At 64.3% G+C, this 16,711-nt stretch carries 19 protein-coding genes; 6 read left to right on the top strand and 13 right to left on the bottom strand.

Translation table 11 applies throughout. From position 1 onward, the window contains the following. Positions 1-126: 126 nt before the first annotated feature. Positions 127-1,107 carry a type I pantothenate kinase gene (gene coaA / locus FHS31_RS12245; protein WP_167073918.1) on the top strand — a complete coding sequence of 327 codons (981 nt, stop codon included), beginning with the start codon at positions 127-129 and terminating at the stop codon, positions 1,105-1,107. 135 nt (positions 1,108-1,242) lie between these two features. Here the strand turns inward: coaA and FHS31_RS12240 are convergent, their stop codons facing one another. The 3 genes from FHS31_RS12240 to FHS31_RS12230 form a co-directional block, all read right to left on the bottom strand. Then, on the bottom strand, positions 1,243-2,589 hold the full coding sequence (locus FHS31_RS12240; RefSeq protein ID WP_167073916.1) for a dihydrolipoamide acetyltransferase family protein: 1,347 nt from the start codon (positions 2,587-2,589) through the stop codon (positions 1,243-1,245). Position 2,590: 1 nt separating this feature from the next. Further along, entirely contained in the window at positions 2,591-3,595 is a 1,005-nt protein-coding gene (locus FHS31_RS12235) for an alpha-ketoacid dehydrogenase subunit beta (protein ID WP_167074048.1), read from the bottom strand. A gap of 163 nt (positions 3,596-3,758) precedes the next feature. After that, positions 3,759-5,030, bottom strand: coding sequence for a 3-methyl-2-oxobutanoate dehydrogenase (2-methylpropanoyl-transferring) subunit alpha (locus FHS31_RS12230; RefSeq protein WP_243843440.1), 1,272 nt, complete (start codon positions 5,028-5,030; stop codon positions 3,759-3,761). A 166-nt stretch (positions 5,031-5,196) separates the two neighbouring features. Here FHS31_RS12230 and FHS31_RS12225 point away from each other — a divergent pair, with 166 nt between their 5' ends. Then, complete coding sequence (locus tag FHS31_RS12225) at positions 5,197-5,829, top strand: Pr6Pr family membrane protein (protein WP_167073912.1); 633 nt, start codon at positions 5,197-5,199, stop codon at positions 5,827-5,829. 6 nt (positions 5,830-5,835) lie between these two features. Here FHS31_RS12225 and ahpD read toward each other — a convergent pair whose 3' ends face one another. Next, positions 5,836-6,357 carry an alkylhydroperoxidase, AhpD family gene (ahpD, locus tag FHS31_RS12220; protein ID WP_167073910.1) on the bottom strand — a complete coding sequence of 174 codons (522 nt, stop codon included), beginning with the start codon at positions 6,355-6,357 and terminating at the stop codon, positions 5,836-5,838. Between the two features lie 76 nt (positions 6,358-6,433). Further along, the gene (locus tag FHS31_RS12215; RefSeq protein WP_167073908.1) at positions 6,434-6,976 is read right to left on the bottom strand and encodes a peroxiredoxin; all 543 of its coding nucleotides are present in this window, start codon (positions 6,974-6,976) and stop codon (positions 6,434-6,436) included. Between the two features lie 113 nt (positions 6,977-7,089). Between FHS31_RS12215 and FHS31_RS12210 the strand changes: the two genes are divergently transcribed. Then, positions 7,090-8,019 (top strand): hydrogen peroxide-inducible genes activator, encoded by a 930-nt coding sequence (locus tag FHS31_RS12210; protein ID WP_167073906.1) that lies wholly within the window; start codon positions 7,090-7,092, stop codon positions 8,017-8,019. 165 nt (positions 8,020-8,184) lie between these two features. Here FHS31_RS12210 and FHS31_RS12205 read toward each other — a convergent pair whose 3' ends face one another. From FHS31_RS12205 to FHS31_RS12190, 4 genes are read right to left on the bottom strand one after another with little or no spacing between them, the layout of a single operon-like run. Then, the gene (locus FHS31_RS12205; RefSeq protein WP_167073904.1) at positions 8,185-8,628 is read right to left on the bottom strand and encodes a molybdenum cofactor biosynthesis protein MoaE; all 444 of its coding nucleotides are present in this window, start codon (positions 8,626-8,628) and stop codon (positions 8,185-8,187) included. Further along, positions 8,625-8,882 carry a molybdopterin converting factor subunit 1 gene (moaD, locus tag FHS31_RS12200; protein WP_167073902.1) on the bottom strand — a complete coding sequence of 86 codons (258 nt, stop codon included), beginning with the start codon at positions 8,880-8,882 and terminating at the stop codon, positions 8,625-8,627. The genes FHS31_RS12205 and moaD overlap by 4 nt, the downstream gene beginning before the upstream one ends. Before the next feature lie 7 nt (positions 8,883-8,889). Then, a complete protein-coding gene (gene pgsA / locus FHS31_RS12195) occupies positions 8,890-9,438 on the bottom strand; it encodes a CDP-diacylglycerol--glycerol-3-phosphate 3-phosphatidyltransferase (RefSeq protein WP_167073900.1) in 549 nt (182 codons plus the stop codon). 43 nt (positions 9,439-9,481) lie between these two features. Beyond that, entirely contained in the window at positions 9,482-10,015 is a 534-nt protein-coding gene (locus FHS31_RS12190) for a GNAT family N-acetyltransferase (protein ID WP_167073898.1), read from the bottom strand. Between the two features lie 93 nt (positions 10,016-10,108). Between FHS31_RS12190 and FHS31_RS12185 the strand changes: the two genes are divergently transcribed. Next, positions 10,109-11,413: an MFS transporter gene (locus FHS31_RS12185; RefSeq protein ID WP_167073896.1), complete on the top strand. Its 1,305-nt coding sequence runs from the start codon at positions 10,109-10,111 to the stop codon at positions 11,411-11,413. A gap of 44 nt (positions 11,414-11,457) precedes the next feature. On the opposite strand, the gene FHS31_RS12180 is transcribed toward FHS31_RS12185, so the two are convergent. Further along, entirely contained in the window at positions 11,458-11,928 is a 471-nt protein-coding gene (locus FHS31_RS12180) for a hypothetical protein (RefSeq protein ID WP_167073894.1), read from the bottom strand. A 208-nt stretch (positions 11,929-12,136) separates the two neighbouring features. Here FHS31_RS12180 and FHS31_RS12175 point away from each other — a divergent pair, with 208 nt between their 5' ends. Continuing rightward, positions 12,137-12,484, top strand: coding sequence for a hypothetical protein (locus tag FHS31_RS12175; protein WP_167073892.1), 348 nt, complete (start codon positions 12,137-12,139; stop codon positions 12,482-12,484). Positions 12,485-12,544: 60 nt separating this feature from the next. Here the strand turns inward: FHS31_RS12175 and sdhA are convergent, their stop codons facing one another. From sdhA to sdhC, 3 genes are read right to left on the bottom strand one after another with little or no spacing between them, the layout of a single operon-like run. Continuing rightward, entirely contained in the window at positions 12,545-14,332 is a 1,788-nt protein-coding gene (sdhA, locus tag FHS31_RS12170) for a succinate dehydrogenase flavoprotein subunit (protein ID WP_167073890.1), read from the bottom strand. Further along, positions 14,332-14,718: a succinate dehydrogenase, hydrophobic membrane anchor protein gene (gene sdhD, locus FHS31_RS12165; RefSeq protein ID WP_167073888.1), complete on the bottom strand. Its 387-nt coding sequence runs from the start codon at positions 14,716-14,718 to the stop codon at positions 14,332-14,334. The genes sdhA and sdhD overlap by 1 nt, the downstream gene beginning before the upstream one ends. After that, the gene (gene sdhC, locus FHS31_RS12160; RefSeq protein ID WP_167073886.1) at positions 14,718-15,134 is read right to left on the bottom strand and encodes a succinate dehydrogenase, cytochrome b556 subunit; all 417 of its coding nucleotides are present in this window, start codon (positions 15,132-15,134) and stop codon (positions 14,718-14,720) included. Before sdhC ends, sdhD begins: the two co-directional genes overlap by 1 nt. Positions 15,135-15,275: 141 nt before the next feature. On the opposite strand from sdhC, the gene FHS31_RS12155 reads away from it, so the two are divergent. Beyond that, positions 15,276-16,655, top strand: a complete 1,380-nt coding sequence (locus tag FHS31_RS12155) for a methyl-accepting chemotaxis protein (protein ID WP_243843439.1) — start codon at positions 15,276-15,278, stop codon at positions 16,653-16,655. The last annotated feature ends 56 nt before the right edge of the window (positions 16,656-16,711 follow it).

The raw sequence follows: 16,711 nt of genomic DNA, 5'->3' as shown, positions 1-16,711 counted from the left end.
TCCGGATTTGATTGTGGCGTGGACCCCGGAACAGGTCCGGGGTGACGAGAGAGATAAGGCGCCCTTTCGCTCCAGCAAAAGTATCGGCTAAAGCGCGCGCCTCGGTTGCCCTGTGGGAGCGGAAGAATGGGCGTGGTGCGGTCGATCCAGAGCAAACGCGAGAACGCGCCGCGCGTCGACGATCTTGCCGGCGCGACGCACTTCCCGCGCGCCGCCTGGGCGCGGCTGCGCTCCGCCGTGCCGCTGACCATCACCGAGGACGATCTGGCCCGGCTGCGCGGCGCCAACGAGCCAATCAGCCTCGCCGAGGTCGAGGATATTTATCTGCCGCTCACCCGCCTGATCAACCTGCACATCGGCGCCGCGCGTGGTTTGGCGCGCGTGACCGACGATTTCCTCGGCCGCCCCGCCGCCAAGCGGCCTTATGTGGTGGCGATCGCAGGATCGGTGGCGGTGGGCAAGAGCACGATGGCGCGCGTGCTCCGCACCTTGCTCTCACGCTGGCCCGATCATCCCAAGGTCGATCTCGTCACCACCGACGGCTTTCTCCATCCGACATCGACGCTGCAGCAGCGCGGGCTGATGGACCGCAAGGGCTTTCCCGAAAGCTATGATATCCGCCGGATGATCGAATTTCTGCTCGAGGTGCGCACCACCGGACACGGCCGCCTGCCCGTCTATTCGCACCTCGCCTACGATCTGGTGCCGGGCGCCTATCAGGAGGTCCAGGCGCCGGACATCCTGATCTTCGAAGGGCTGAACGTGCTGCAGATCGGCGCGACATCCCGCGAGGGCGCGCTCTATACCGCGAGCGATTTCTTCGACCTCGCCATCTATGTGGACGCCAAGGAAGAGGATATCGCGCGCTGGTATCTGGATCGGTTCTTGACCCACCAGGCAACGACGTTCCGCGATCCCAACAGCTATTTCCACCATATGGCGGGAGCGACCACCGGCGAAGCGAAGGCCTTCGCGCAGAAACTATGGCGCGAGATCAACGCTATAAACCTGACCGAGAATATCAAACCCTCCCGCGCGCGCGCCGATCTGGTGATCCACAAAGGGCCGGATCACCGCGTGGAGGAGCTGTTCATGCGGCGGTTGTAATCCTTCCTCCCCAGCTTTTGCTGGGGAGGGGGACCGCTCGAAGAGCGGTGGAGGGGAAATGCGTGACGGTGAAGATTCCCCTCCACCATCCTACGGATGGTCCCCCTCCCCATGAAACCATGGGGAGGATGAAGGTCAGTCCACGAACAGCAGCGCCGGGGTCTCCACGAACCGCTTGACCGACTGCACGAAGCTCGCCGCATCCCAACCATCGACCACGCGATGATCGCAGCTGATCGAGAAATTCATCAGCTTGGCCGCGACGATCTCGCCATCGCGGATGATCGGCCGCTCCACCACCTTATTGGGCCCCAAGATCGCTACCTCGGGGCGGTTGATCACCGGCGTGGTGGCGATGCCGCCGAGCGCCCCGAGCGAGGTCAAAGTCAGCGTCGATCCCGAAAGCTCCTCGCTCTTCGCCTTGCCGCTGCGCGCGGCCTCGGCGAGACGGCGGATCTCGGTCGCCAACTGCCAGACGTTGAGCGCCTGCGCATCGCGGATCACGGGCACCATCAGCCCTGCATCGGTCTGCGTCGCCAGCCCGAGATGCACCGCGCCGTGCCGCGTCACCACCCCCGCCTCGTCATCATAGCGGGCATTGATCATCGGAAATTCGGGCAGCGCCTTGCACACCGCGACGATCAGCAGCGGCAGCATGGTCAGCTTGGGCTTGGCGCCGCGCGTATCGTTGAGATCGGCGCGCAGCTCCTCCAGCTTAGTGACGTCGAATTCCTCGACATAGGTGAAGTGCGGGATGTGGCGCTTGGAGGCGGCCATATTCTCGGCGATGCGGCGGCGCATGCCGATGACCTTGATCTGCTCGTCGGGGCGTGCGGGCGCCGCCGCGCGATAGCCCTTGCCGGCGTTGTAGCCGAGGAAGGCGTCGAGATCGGCATGGCGGACGCGGCCATCGGGCGCGTGGACCTCGGCGAGATCGATGCCCAGCGCCTTGGCCCGATCGCGGACGGCGGGCGATGCGAGCGTGCGCTTAGCTTCTCCCCTCCCTGCAAGGGAGGGGCTGGGGGTGGGTGCCGACGCCGCAGGCGTCGGCTCTCGCGACGGAGTTTCCGACTTTTTGTTGCCGTGACCGAGCGCGGGTTGCGGGTCCGTCGCGGAATGCTCGCTGCGCTCGCTACCCACCCCCGGCCCCTCCCTTTCAGGGAGGGGAGTAATCGGCTCGCTCAGCGCGACGGCGCTCGCTTCGGGCGGGGCAACTTGGATGGTCGGCTTCTCGCTGCTGCCCTCGCCCTCGAACACCGCGAGCACCGATCCGATCGCGATCATCTCACCGACCTCGCCGGCGACCTCGACCAGCTTGCCCGAAACCGGCGCGGTCATTTCCACCGTCGCTTTGTCGGTCATCATGTCGCAGAGCGGGGCATCCTCTTCGAGGATATCGCCCACCTTGGCGTGCCAGGCGACGATCTCCGCCTCGGCGATGCCCTCGCCGATATCCGGCAGCTTGAAAGACGTCCGCGCCATTTTATGCCTCGATCACGCGCTTGAGTGCTTGGGTGAGCCGGACCGGCCCGGGGAAATAAGCCCATTCGAGGCTGTGCGGATAGGGCGTGTCCCAGCCCGTCACGCGCTCGATCGGCGCCTCGAGATGGTAGAAGCAGCGTTCCTGGACGAGCGCCGAAAGCTCCGCGCCGAAGCCGCCTGTGCGCGTCGCCTCGTGGACGACGATGCAGCGGCCGGTCTTCTTCACCGACGCCTCGATCGTCTCGATATCGACCGGCCAGAGCGTGCGCAGATCGATCACCTCCGCATCGATGCCGCTCGCCTCGATCACGCCGAGCGCGACGTGGACCATCGTGCCATACGCGAGCATGGTGGCCGCCTCGCCCTCGCGCACCACCGCCGCCTGGCTGAGCGGAATGCGGTAATAGCCTTCGGGCACCTGGCTTTGCGGATGCTTGGCCCAAGGCGTGACCGGGCGATCGTAATGGCCATCGAACGGGCCGTTGTAGATGCGCTTGGGTTCGAAGAAGATCACCGGATCATTGTCCTCGATCGCCGCCACCAGCAGCCCCTTGGCGTCATAGGGATTGGAGGGGATCACGGTCTTGATGCCCGCGACATGGGTGAACAAAGCCTCGGGGCTCTGGCTGTGCGTCTGGCCGCCGAAGATGCCGCCACCGAACGGCGATCGCACCGTGATCGGCGCGGTAAACTCGCCCGCCGAGCGATAACGCAGCCGCGCTGCCTCGGAGACGAGCTGATCGAGGCCGGGATAGATGTAATCGGCGAACTGGATTTCGGGCACCGGGCGCAAGCCATAAGCCGACATGCCGACCGCGACGCCGATGATGCCGCCTTCGTTGATCGGCGTATCGAACACGCGGCCCTTGCCATATTTCTTCTGAAGGCCCTCGGTGGCTTTGAACACGCCGCCGAAATAGCCGACATCCTCGCCCATCACGGTGATAGCGGGATCGCGATCCATGCAGACGTCCAGCGCGCTGTTGATCGCCTGGATCATATTCATGGAGCGGGTTTCGGTGGCGGGGGAACTGCTCATAAGCCCTCTCCCTTGAGGGAGAGGGTTGGGTGAGGGTGGCCCGGCCTGATAGGACAAGCGCTCGGCTTCGCCTCGCTCCCCCTCACCCCAGCCCTCTCCCCGACGGGGAGAGGGAGTGCGCGCACGGCCCTCATATCCCCGCCGCCTTGCGCTCGGCCTGCATCTGCGCGCTTTGCTCCTTGAGGTGCCAAGGCTGCTCCTCGAACACATCCTCGAACATCGTCGTGAAGGGCTGGCTGAGGCCATCGTGGAGCGTGCCCTGCGCTTCGGCCTTGCGGCCCTCGTCACGTATGAACTCGGCCACTTCCTTGTCCATCGCGGCGTGGCGCTCCTCGTCCCATTCGCCGAGGCCGATCAGATGCTGCTTGAGCCGGACGATCGGATCGCCGAGCGGCCAGGCGCCGCGCTCTTCGGCGGAGCGATATTTGGTGGGATCGTCCGAGGTGGAGTGGCCCTCGGCGCGGTAGGTGAAATATTCGATCAGGGTCGGGCCGTGGTTGCCGCGCGCGCGCTCGGCCGCCCAGTCCAGCACGGCATAGCAGGCGAGGATATCGTTGCCGTCCACGCGCAGCGAGGCGATGCCATAGCCGATGCCGCGTGCCGCGAAGGTGGTCGCCTCCGCACCGGCGATTCCGGAGAAGCTGGAGATCGCCCATTGGTTGTTGATCACGTTCAGGATCACCGGCGCGCGATAGACGGCGGCGAAGGTACAGGCGGAATGGAAATCGCCCTCGGCGGTCGATCCCTCGCCGCACCAGCAGGCAGCGATCCTGGTATCCCCGCGCGAGGCCGACGCCATCGCGAAGCCCACCGCCTGCGGATATTGCGTGGTGAGATTGCCCGATACGGAGAAGAAGCCCGCCTCGCGCGCCGAATACATGATCGGCATCTGGCGACCCTTGAGATTGTCGCCCGCGTTGGAATAGATCTGGTTCATCATCTGGCCGATCGGCCAGCCGCGCGCGATCAACAGGCCCTGCTGGCGATAGGAGGGGAAGCACATATCCCCGCGATCCAGCGCGTGCGCGGCGGCGATCGAGGTCGCCTCCTCGCCGGTGCACTTCATATAAAAGCTGGTCTTGCCCTGGCGCTGGGCGCGGTACATGCGATCGTCAAACGCGCGGGTCAGCGCCATGTCGCGCAGCATCCGGCGCAGGCGATCGGGCGACAGGCGCGGGTTCCACGGGCCGTGCGCCACGCCCTCATCGTCCAGCACGCGGACCAGCGAGTAAGCATGGCCGCGCATGTCGGCGGGCAAAGCGGCGACATCGGGCCGCGCCACCGCCCCCGCCTCGCCGCGATCGAAATCGGCATAATCCACCGCGTCGCCCGGCCGAAAGCGCGGCTCGGGCACGTGGAACGACAGCGGGGTCATGTTCGGGGCGGCGGGTGCTTCGGCCATCTCATCCATCCTGTTCGAACGCATAGCGAGGCGCTCGGACGCAGATCAACATCCTGCGTAATTTTATTACGTTGTCACGTAACAAAAGCATAGGAGCCGAGCAAGCGTTTCACAGCTCGTCGCTCTGTCACAAGACGGCAACCGAATGATTCTTTATGACGCAGCCATGACCGAACGAAAATGGCGCGCATGGGCCGCGGCGATTGCGACGGCGGGATGGAGCGGACTGATCCTGCAGGTTACGCTGTCGTCGCTCCGCCTGCACAGTTTCGAGCAGGCTTTGTGGTGGCTGTCGATCTTCTTCACCATCCTTTCCAATCTGACGGTGGCGATCGTCTTCACGCTGATCGCGCTGGGATCGACCAGGTTGCGGCATCCGCTGGTGATGGCCGGGCTGGCGATGACGATGGCGCTGGTCGGCGCAGTGTTCGAACTGATGCTGCGGCGGATCATCCATCCGACGGGCTGGCGGCTGGTGACCAATGCGCTGCTCCACGATGCCGTACCGCTCCTGACAATCGGCGCCTGGCTGATGCTTGCCGAGAAAGGTCGGCTGCGGAGACGCGACCCCTGGCTGATCGCGATCTTCCCGATCGTCTATCTCGGCTACGCACTGATCCGCGGCGCGACCGGCGGCTTCTACCCTTACCCCTTCATCGATCCGGGCCGGATCGGCTGGGCAGGCGTCACCGCTTATGTACTGGCGATCTCAGCGGCGTTCCTGATCTTCGGGCACCTGCTGGTGCTGCTCGACGGCTATCTGGCGCGGCGATCCGGCACGAGCGCCGGAGACGCCTGACGCCGATCACACCCGCGTGGCGTGAACCGTCGCCGCCGCGGTCATCACCGCGCCGTAGCGCGCCGCCGCCTGGATCGTCTCGGTGGGGACATTGTGGCCCTTGAGCACCTTTTCATGCGCATCGATGCACATGCCGCAGCCGTTCTGCGCGGAAACCGCCAGACAGAAGAGCTCGAAATCGGCCTTGTCGATGCCGGGCGCACCGATCACGTTCATCCGCAGCTTGGCGGGCAGCTGACCATATTCCTTGTTCGAAGCCAGATGCACGAAGCGATAATAGACGTTGTTCATCGCCATGATCGCCGCGGCCGAACGCGCGGCATTGGCGGCTTCGGGCGAAAGCTTGGGCGCGCATTCCGCCTCGGCCGCCTCGACCAGCGGCTTGTAGCCCGAGCCGTGTGCGGTGGAGAGCAGCAACCCATATTTCTTCTGATCGCTCAGCACGGCGTCCGTCGCCAGTGAATTGAGGTTGAGCCGGATATCCTTCGCATAATCGGGCAGTTCGGCGGCGAAATCGCGGAGCGACATGGCTGTCTCCCATCAAAATGGATAGAAAAAGGGCGCGGACGGCCGTTGCCACCCGCGCCCCCGAAGATCATCACACTCAGGCTGCGGGCTTCAGAACCTCTTCGCCGGCCTGCCAGTTGCAGGGACAGAGCTCATCGGTCTGCAGCGCATCGAGCACGCGGATGGCTTCCTGCGGGTTGCGTCCCTGATTGAGGCCGTTGACCGTGACATGCTGAATGACGTTGTGCGGATCGACGATGAAGGTGGCGCGATAGGCGACGCCGGCTTCGGCATCGACAATCCCAAGCGCATTGGCCAGCTTCTTCTGATTGTCCGCGATCCAGGGGAATTCGCAATTGGCCAGCCGCTCGTCCGACTTGCGCCACGCGAAGTGGACGAAATCTGTGTCGGTCGAGGCGCCGATCAGCACCGCGTCACGATCGGCGAGGTCATCCTTCAGCTCGCCATAGCCGATGATCTCGGTCGGGCAGATGAAGGTGAAATCCTTCGGCCAGAAAAACACGACCTTCCACTTGCCGCCGGTCTCGCCGGTGTCGATCGTCTCGCCATTCGGCAGAGCCGCAACACCCTGTTGCACAGGAAGCACGAAAGACGGGAATTTATCACCGACGGTAAGCATTTTTGAAGTCTCCGCTTTTTATGTATCCGTTAAACTACGTAGGTTTAGATAAGGAATGCAACGTGATTGTTCAAATTGATTAATTCGCGGAAACTCATCGACTGAGGCGATCAATGTCGACTTATCTTCCAACGCTGAAACAACTACAATATCTCGTGGCGTTGCGAAACTACGGCCATTTCGGTCGTGCCGCTGACGCATGTTATGTGACGCAATCGACGCTTTCAGCCGGTTTGCGCGAACTCGAGTCCCTCTTAGGCGTGATGTTGGTCGAGCGCACGCGCCGCGTCGTTCGCTTTACCACGCTGGGGGAGCGTGTCGCCGACAAAGGCCAGCGTGTTCTCCGCGAGGCCGAGGAACTGGCGGCGCTGGCCAAGGCCGGGGGCAAGCCGCTTTCGGGTGAGCTGCGCATGGGCGTTATCCCTACCATTGCGCCCTTCCTGCTGCCCCGCGTGCTGGCGCGGCTGCGCGAGGACTGGCCGGATCTCAAGCTCTATCTGCGGGAGGAAACGTCGGGCGCGGCGTGTGAATCGCTGCACCGCGGGCAGGTCGATTGCGTGCTGCTGGCGCTGCCTTATGCCTGCGGTGATTTCGATCACGCCGAGCTTTTTCTGGACCCGCTCTATGTCGCCTTTCCGCCGGGAAGCGCCAAGGGCCTTCCGGCGACGATCACCCCCGATCTGATCGAGCCGAGCCAGTTGCTGTTGCTGGAAGACGGCCACTGTCTGAAGGAACATGCCCTGGGCGCGTGCAACCGCCCCGAACTGCGCGCCGAGGCATCTATGATGGGCACCTCGCTGCACACTTTGGTCCAGATGGTGGAGAATGGCCTGGGCGTGACGATGCTGCCGCATATGGCGCTGCAGGCCGGATTGCTCGATCATACCCGTGTCGTGGCGCGGCCGCTGGACGCCAAAAATGCCGCACGGCGCATCTCCCTGGTCTGGCGCGCGGGCAGCCCGCGCGAAAAGGAATTCCAGCTTCTCGCCGATGCGCTGCGCCGGGGTGCGGGCGAGAGCGGCGACGATCGCAAGGCGGCGTAAAAACTCCCCTCCCTACTTTTAGGGAGGGGATTGAGGGGTGGGTGCGCGCGTCTGCGCGCCCAAAAGACTTACGGCCCTGCACCCAAAAGCATCGTCGGGGCATCGAACCCCGAAGATGCTCACCCACCCCTTGCCCCTCCCTTGCAAGGGAGGGGTTGAGACCGATTAGCCGCCCCAGCGCGCCGCAGCCGCGTCATCCTCGGCGCGGGGCTCGACCCAGCGCGTTGTGCCATCCGCGAAAGTCTCTCGTTTCCAGAAGGGTGCGTGGGTTTTCAGCCAATCGATCAGAAAGGCGCAGGCCTCCAGCGCAGGCCCCCGATGCCGCGCGGCGACGCCGACGAACACGATCCGGTCGCCGGGGACAAGCGATCCGTGGCGATGGACGATGGTCAGCCCGAGCAGGGTCCATCGCGCAGCTGCGCGATCGGCGATGGCGCGCACCGCTTTCGTAGTCATCGCGGCGTGATGTTCCAGCACCAGCTCACTCAGCCCGCCCTCCCCGCGTACCACGCCGGTGAACGTCGCCACGCCGCCACCGCCTAGGGCTTCGAGATCGGCCTGCAGCGCACCAGGATCGAAGGCTTCGCGCTGGATTTGGATCGCAATCATCCGCCCGTCACCGGCGGAAACAGCGCGATCTCGCGCGCGCCGGCGATGGGGGCGGCGGGATCGGCGAAGGTGTGATCGACCGCCGCGCGCAGCCGTTGGCGATCGGCGAGCGCCTCGGCATGGGCAGGGCTGCGCTGCGAGAGCCACTCGATCAAATCCGCCACGGTCTCGACGCTGGCGGGGGGATCGACCTGCTCCTGATCCCTGCCGATTGTCTCGCGGACCCAGGCGAAATAGAGAATGTCGAGCGCCATCGGCGGCTCAATCCATATGCTTCAGGCCGACGCGCAGATAATCCCAGCCGGTCACCAGGGTCAGCCCCGCCGCCATCCACAGGCAGAACAATCCCGCCCAGCCGATCGACGGCGTCTGCGGCAGTGCGCCCGCGCCGATCAGCAGGCCGAGCGAGGCGAGCTGGAAGGTCGTCTTCCACTTGGCGAGCTGGCTGACCGGCATCGATACGCGCAGCTGCGCCAGAAATTCGCGCAGGCCCGAAACCGCGATCTCGCGCAGCAGGATCACCAGCGCGGCGATCACCGCCGGCCCATCGATGACCCGCGTATAGAGCAGCATCACGATCACCGTCGCCACCATGATCTTGTCGGCGATGGGATCGAGGAAGATACCGAGCCGCGACACCGCGCCCTGCGCACGGGCAAGGTAGCCGTCGAAATAATCGGTCACGGCGACCAGCACATAGAGAACCAGCGCGATCGCGAAATCCGCGGGCTTCGGATGCCACAGCAACGCCACCAGGATCGGCATCGCGAAGATGCGCGACAAGGTGAGAATGTTGGGCAACGTCAGCATCGTATGACCACCCTAGAGCAGGTTCTCCGCGAAGGAAAACGCTTCACGGTAGCCTTTCGAAGAGCAGCTTGGGCGCGCCGTGATAAGCGCGCTCGTCATAGGCCGCGAAACCGAGCTTCTGGGCGACGCGGATCGAAGCGAGATTGAGCGGATCGATGATGCAGACAATCCTTTGGGCCCCGCGTTCGGATACGAACCACTCCAGTGCCGCCGTCATCGCCTCGCTGGCATAGCCTCGGCCCGCCGCCGCCTGGCGCAGCACCCAGGCGCCTTCTGGTGTGGCATCGAAATCCGGGCCGAGGCCGCGATGGAAATCGGCGATTCCCGCTTCACCGACAAATTGGCTCGTCGCTTTGTCTTCTACCGCAAAAATCCCCCAGCCGAACAGCGCCCAATGGCCGACGTAACGCTGAATTCGCGCCCAACAATCCTCGCGCGCCGCGCCATAATCAGCAGCGGCGCCGCCGATATGACGCATCGTTTCCTCCTCCAGCAGCATGGCGGTGCGCGGTTCGAGGTCAACCGGGGCGTGAAGCCGCAGGCGCAGGCGCGCGGTTTCGATCACGGGCGATTTCATCGGCATGATGCTCCGAAGGGTTGGAACCGGCGCGAAGCTTGGGCTAAGGGGCCGTGCAACGATGAGCTGGCCCCCGCTGCGACACGCCTCCCGATGAAGGCTTCCTTCCGGCTGCTCACGACGCGGCGATTCCTTCCCTTGTTCGCAACCCAGTTCCTCGGGGCCTTCAACGACAATCTCTTCAAGCAGGCGATGATCCTGATCGCCACCTATGAAATTTATTCGAACGCCCGCGCCGAAGCGACCTTTTCGGCCATCGCCACGGGCCTGTTCATTCTTCCCTTCTTCCTGTTTTCGGCGCTGTCGGGCCAACTGGCCGACAGTATGGACAAGACGCGGATCATCCGCATCGTCAAAACCATCGAAATCGGCATCATGGTGGCGGGCAGCGCGGGCCTGCTGATGCAATCGATCCCGCTGATGCTGGCGGCGGTGCTGGCGCTGGGTGTCCACTCCACCTTTTTCGGCCCGATCAAATATGCCCTGCTGCCCCAGCATCTGGAGGGCGACGAAGTGCTGGGCGGCACCGGCCTGGTCGAGGCGAGCACCTATTGCGCGATCCTCGCGGGGACGATCCTGGCGGGCAAGATCAACGCCCAGGCAGCCGCCGTACTGGCGATCGTTGTCGCGATCCTCGGCTGGATCACGGCACGGGCGGTCCCCCCTGCCCCGCCCACCGGCGAGCATAAGAAGCTCGATTGGCACCTCATTCGATCCTCGGGACGGCTGATCGCGGCGACGATGCACATCCCGCGCCTGTTCAACGCGATCCTGGCGATCAGCTGCTTCTGGATGATCGGATCGATCCTGATCATCGAATTCCCGCCGCTCGTGAAAAACGTCTTTACCGCGGACAAGGAGGTGGCGAGCATCTTCCTGGCGATCTTCTCGGTCGGCGTCGCGATCGGATCGGTGCTGATCAACCGGCTGCTCGGCGGCCGGGTTTCCGCGCGCTACGCCGCCGGATCGGTCGCAGCGATGGCGCTGTTCGTGGTGCTGATGAGCATCGCCGCGGAGAATTGGACCCCGGCCCCGCCGGGCACCTTGTTCACGCTCCGCGAGTTCCTGACGCACCACCATTCGGCATTGGCGAACCTGTCGTTGTTGGGGATCGCGGTGACGGGCGGCATGTTCGTCGTCCCGCTCTATGCCTTCCTGACGACGACCGTCGAGATCGAGCAGACCGCACGCACCGTCGCGGCGAACAACATCGTCAATTCCGGGGCGATGGTGGTGGGCGCACTTCTTGCCGCCGGGCTGACCCAGATCGGCGTGTCGATCGTCGGCGTGCTGATGAGCGTGGCGGTGATGTGCATCTTCACCGCAGGGCTCGCCTGGCGGCTGGACCGTTCGTGCCGTGATCACGAGCGCGAACAGATCCACGTCGATATGGACTGAACGGCAAGGCGGGCGCGAGACGTCGCGCCGCGCCTCGCGTGGAATCAATCAGCCGACATGGTGGGCTGTCCGGGCTCCCGCTCCGGTTCGCCCATGACCTTGTCTATCGATTTTGTCGTAGCTTCGGCGATCTTCTTGCGGCCGAAGATGCCGGCCACCGTCGCAGCGATCGCGGCAAGCGCGCCGCCGATCAGGAAGCCGCGACCGACCTTGCTCTTGGTGACGGACTGCTCGGCCTCAACCACCTTGTTCGCGACGGCCTTAACTTTCGGCTTGGCTTTGCGGACGGCCTTGGTGGTGGCGGTCGTTGCGGCCGCAGCCGCCTTCTTAACGGTCCGCTTCGGCGCTGCCACAGACTCGCTCACGCTCGGCGTACGGCGCGTGGTGGCGCGGCGGGCGGGTTTGGCAGCGGCGGCACGCTTGGGCTTTGCTACCGTCGGTTCCGCACGCGCGCGCCGGCGTCGGGGCGGAGGAGTGGCAGTTTCGGGCGTGCTGTCGGAAGGTGTATCGGCCATCGTGATGGTCTCCGGCTGTAAAGGTGTCGCGCTCTCAACCGCTTGATCTCTACACGGTTCCGTAACGATGGCACCAGGCCCGGCCAAGAGGTTTAAAGTGTTGGCTTAACGCCCGATAAATGCTCGATTTTCACGCGGTTCAGCAGGGCGGAGGCAGGAGCCAATCCAACGCTCGCGCGTTTTACCGGCCAGAGAATGGAGACCTCGTATGCGTAAGTTCATTACATCGGCCCTCGCGGGTCTGGCGCTGGCGAGCAGCGCGATCGGCGTAGCCGCTCCTGCGGATGCGCAACGCTTTCACGGCGGCGGCGGGTATCGCGGTGGCTGGCACGGCGGCTACCGTGGCGGTTGGGGCGGCGGTGCGGTCGCGGCCGGGATCATCGGTCTGGGCGTCGGCGCAGCGATTGCCTCGCGGCCTTATTATGGCGGCTATAAGGGGTACGCCCCGGGCTATTATTATGATGACCCCTATGCCTATGGGTACGGCGAGTGCCGGACCGATTGGCGCTGGGATGGCTATCGCGGGCGCTACTTTCCCGTCCGCTACTGCTACTAAAGCGAAACCCCGATCCGAACAAAAAGCCCGGCTTCCGATGGAGCCGGGATTTTTGTTGTCTCAATAAACCCGCGCCTTGGGCTTGATATACTCCACATCGTCGGTGAGCGTATATTCGTGGACCGGGCGGGTATCGAGCGTCACGCGGCCCTTTTCGAACCAGCTGATCGTGTGCTTCATCCAGTTCGCGTCGTCCCGATTGGGATAATCCTCGTGCATGTGCGCGCCGCGGCTTTCGTGGCGGTTATGCGCGCCATGGATCGTCACCGCCGCCTGAGGCAGGAGGTTATCCAGCTCCAGCGTCTCGACCAGATCGGTATTCCAGATCAGCGAGCGATCCTTGATGCCGACATCCTGGATGCTGGCGACGATCGTATCGACCTTCTCGACACCCTCGCGCAGCAGCGCCGTATCGCGGAACACCGCGCAATGCTTCTGCATCGTGCGCTGCATATCGAGACGGATCTTGGCGGTCGGCGTCGCGCCGCTGGCATTGCGGAAATGATCGAGGCGGCTGATCGCCTTGTCATCAGCCTCTGCCACCACGCTGCCGTGCTTGCTCATCGGCTGGACGAGTTCCGCAATGCGGAAGCCGGTTGCGCGGCCGAACACCACGAGATCGATCAGCGAGTTAGAGCCGAGGCGGTTGGCGCCATGCACCGAAACGCAGGCCGCCTCGCCCACCGCGAACAGGCCGGGCACCACCGAATCCGGGTTGCCGTCCCTGAGCGTCACGACTTCGCCGTGGAAATTACAGGGTACGCCGCCCATGTTGTAATGGACCGTCGGCGTCACCGGCAGCGGCTGGCGGGTGAGATCGACACCCGCGAAGATCTTGCCCGTCTCGGTGATGCCGGGCAGCCGCTCATGCAGCACCTTGGGATCGATATGATCGAGATGGAGGTAAATATAGTCGCCGTTGGGGCCGACACCGCGCCCCTCGCGCATCTCCGCTGCCATCGACCGCGCGACGACGTCACGGCTGGCAAGATCCTTCGCCGACGGCGCATAGCGCTCCATGAAGCGCTCGCCCTCGCTATTGGTGAGATAGCCGCCCTCGCCGCGCGCGCCCTCGGTGATCAGCACGCCCGCGCCGTAAATGCCGGTCGGGTGGAACTGGACGAATTCCATGTCCTGCAACGGCAGGCCGGCGCGCAGCACCATGCCGTTGCCGTCGCCGGTGCAGGTGTGCGCCGAAGTCGCCGAGAAATACATCCGGCCGCCGCCGCCCGTCGCCAGCACGGTGGCGTGGCTGCGGAAGCGGTGGATCGATCCATCCTCCATGCAGAGCGCGATCACGCCCTTGCACTCGCCGCCCTCCATGATGAGATCGAGCGCGAAATATTCGATGAAGAAATCGGCGTCATACTTCAGGCTCTGCTGGTAGAGCGCGTGGAGCATGGCGTGGCCGGTGCGGTCGGCAGCGGCGCAAGTGCGCTGCACCGGCGGGCCGGCGCCCATATTCTGCATGTGGCCGCCGAACGGGCGCTGGTAGATCGTGCCGTTATCGTTGCGGCTGAACGGCACGCCGGCATGTTCCAGCTCGATCACCGCCGCCGGCGCCTCGCGGACCATATATTCGATCGCGTCCTGGTCGCCCAGCCAGTCCGATCCCTTGACGGTATCGTACATGTGCCAGGTCCAGTGATCGGGCGTGTTGTTGCCGAGGCTCGCCGCAATCCCGCCCTGCGCCGCAACGGTGTGCGAGCGCGTCGGAAAGACCTTGGTGATGCACGCGGTCTTCAGCCCCTTCTCGGCGCAGCCCATCGTGGCACGCAGGCCCGAGCCGCCCGCGCCGACGACGACCGCGTCATAGACATGGTCGATGATCTGGTAGGCAGCAGGCATCAGGCGACGGCTCCGGAGAAAGCGACTTTGAGGATGGCGAAGATGGCGAGCGCGGCGCCCGCGATCGCGTAGAAGTTGAGCAGCACCAGCGCGATGACGCGGCTGAAATCATGCTGATAATCCTCGATCACCACCTGCAGGCCGAGGCGGAGGTGATAGAAGACCGAGATTGTCGCCAGGATCAGCGGCACGCTCGCCCAAGGGCTCGATAGCCACAGCACCAGCGCGCGATAGTCATACAGCGGCAGGCGCAGCAGCGACACCACGAGCCATACGAGCAGCAGCAGGTTGCTGGCCGCGGTCAGCCGCTGCTGCCACCAATGATGAGAGCCGTGCTTGGCCGATCCGAGGCCGCGAACCCGGCCGATCCCCGTTCCCGTACCCATCAGATCCCCCGCGCGAAAATGGCGAACCAGACGAGGATCGTCAGCGTCACCGAGATTACGATCGTCGCGATCGAACCCATTTTGTTGAGCTTGAGCTCATAGCCCGCGCCGGTATCAAGCAGCAGGTGGCGGATGCCCGAACACATGTGCTGGAAGAACGACCAGGTCAGCCCGATCAGCACGATCGCCGGGATCAGGTTGAGTTTGCCAGTGCGATCCGAGGTCATCAGATCGATGAAGTGTGCGTAGCTTGCCTCGCCGCCCGCCAGCGCCGTCAGCCACCAGATGAACAGGACGCCCCCCGCAATGGCAAGGGCCGAGCCGGTGGCGCGGTGGAGGATAGAGACCAGCATGTGCGGCCCCCATTTCCAGATCGTGAGATGCGGCGAGAGTGGCCGGGCGGGATTGCGCGCCATGTCGTTTAGACAAGTCCCCAAAGTGACGGATGGAGAGCCCTTTAGCCCAAAGTGCCGTTGTTGCAACGCGGGATAATGGCGCCGCGCGGGGCTAACGGCCTGTTTACCAGATCGAGTCTAAGAGGCGCTAGAAACGCCGTCATGGAGAGTAGTTCGATGGTCCAGGATTATTTGCTGATCGAGCTTCCCCCGGAGGTGATGATCGATCTGCCCGAAGAAGACATCGCGATTCGCCTCGAAACCTATAACGGCGATGGCAGGCTGGCGGCGGATCTGGCGTTCGTGTGGGAGCATGCGAGCGAGATCATCATGGAATCCGCGGATATCATGGCGCGCAAGATCGCGGCAAACAGGAAGCATATCGGCAATACGCCTGAATCGATGATCATCGAGCGTTACCGCGCGCACGTCACCAACAAATATACCATGCCGATCTCGCGCGACTGGATCCTGCAGCTCGCGCTGAGCGGCCGCGAACTCTTCCATATCAAGATCCCGCTGCCTATGGTCGTCGCGCAGACAAGCCATGAATTTGCGGCGCTGCTGGAGAAGATCAGGACGAAGTTCTTCAACGATCGCGATATGTTGCGCCGCTTAGTTACCACGCTGCAGCGCATTTCCCTGATCGAGACCGATATCGTTTTCCGACAGGTTTCCCTGCTCGAGAGGCGCCACACTGCCGCGGCGAATGTCGCCGCGGGCGAAACCTTTAAACAGACCGTCGTCGAGATCCTGCAGAGCACCGTCTCGGACGCCGCGACTTTGCAGGAGCGCACCGCGACAACTGCGGGATCAACCCGCGGCATGCTCGGCAAGACCTCGGAAGTCGCCGCTGCATCCGAACAATCGGCGGTGGCGATGCGCGAAGCAGCGCAGACCGCGGCCGGGCTGATCCGCGCGATCGAAGAGGCGCGCGGCGAGGTCGAAGTCGCGGCTGGGGTCGCGACGCGGGCGGGTGAGCAATCCGATCAGGCCGTGGCGGTCAGCCGCGCGCTTTCCGATCATACCCAGGCAATCGAATCGATTCTCGGGCTGATCCGCGACATCGCCGGGCAGACCAACCTGCTCGCGCTCAACGCCACGATCGAGGCGGCGCGGGCGGGCGATGCAGGCCGCGGCTTCGCGGTGGTGGCGCAGGAAGTGAAGAGCCTCGCCAGCCAGACCGCGCGCGCCACCGATGACATCGCCACCAAGATCGGCGCGATCCAGGGGGCAGCCCGGCAGACCGTGGATGCCAACAGCATCATCCGCGCCACGATCGGCGACGTCCAGAGCTCCGCCGAGCGCATCCGCCGCGCGATGGAAACGCAGGCACAGACCGTGACGATGATCACCGCCGCGGTCGACGAGACCGCGCTGGCTGCCGATGCCATGTCGAACACGATCGCCGCGATCCGCACCGAGACCGAGCAGGTGGCACGCGATATCGACGAGCTCGAGACAGGCTTTCGCGCGGTCGACCAAAGCCTTAGCAAACTCGATCAGACGACGGGCGAGTTCGTTCAGCGCTTCGCGGCCTGACGATCGCGGACATATCGGGGGTGCCGTGGGCCGGGCCGATGGGCTAGGCGCGCGGC

It is taken from the genome of Sphingomonas vulcanisoli (genome assembly GCF_011761305.1).
In the GTDB taxonomy this organism is placed as follows: domain Bacteria; phylum Pseudomonadota; class Alphaproteobacteria; order Sphingomonadales; family Sphingomonadaceae; genus Sphingomonas_I; species Sphingomonas_I vulcanisoli.
Note: the sequence above shows the minus strand (reverse complement) of the source record. Positions and strands in the feature narration are given on the sequence as shown.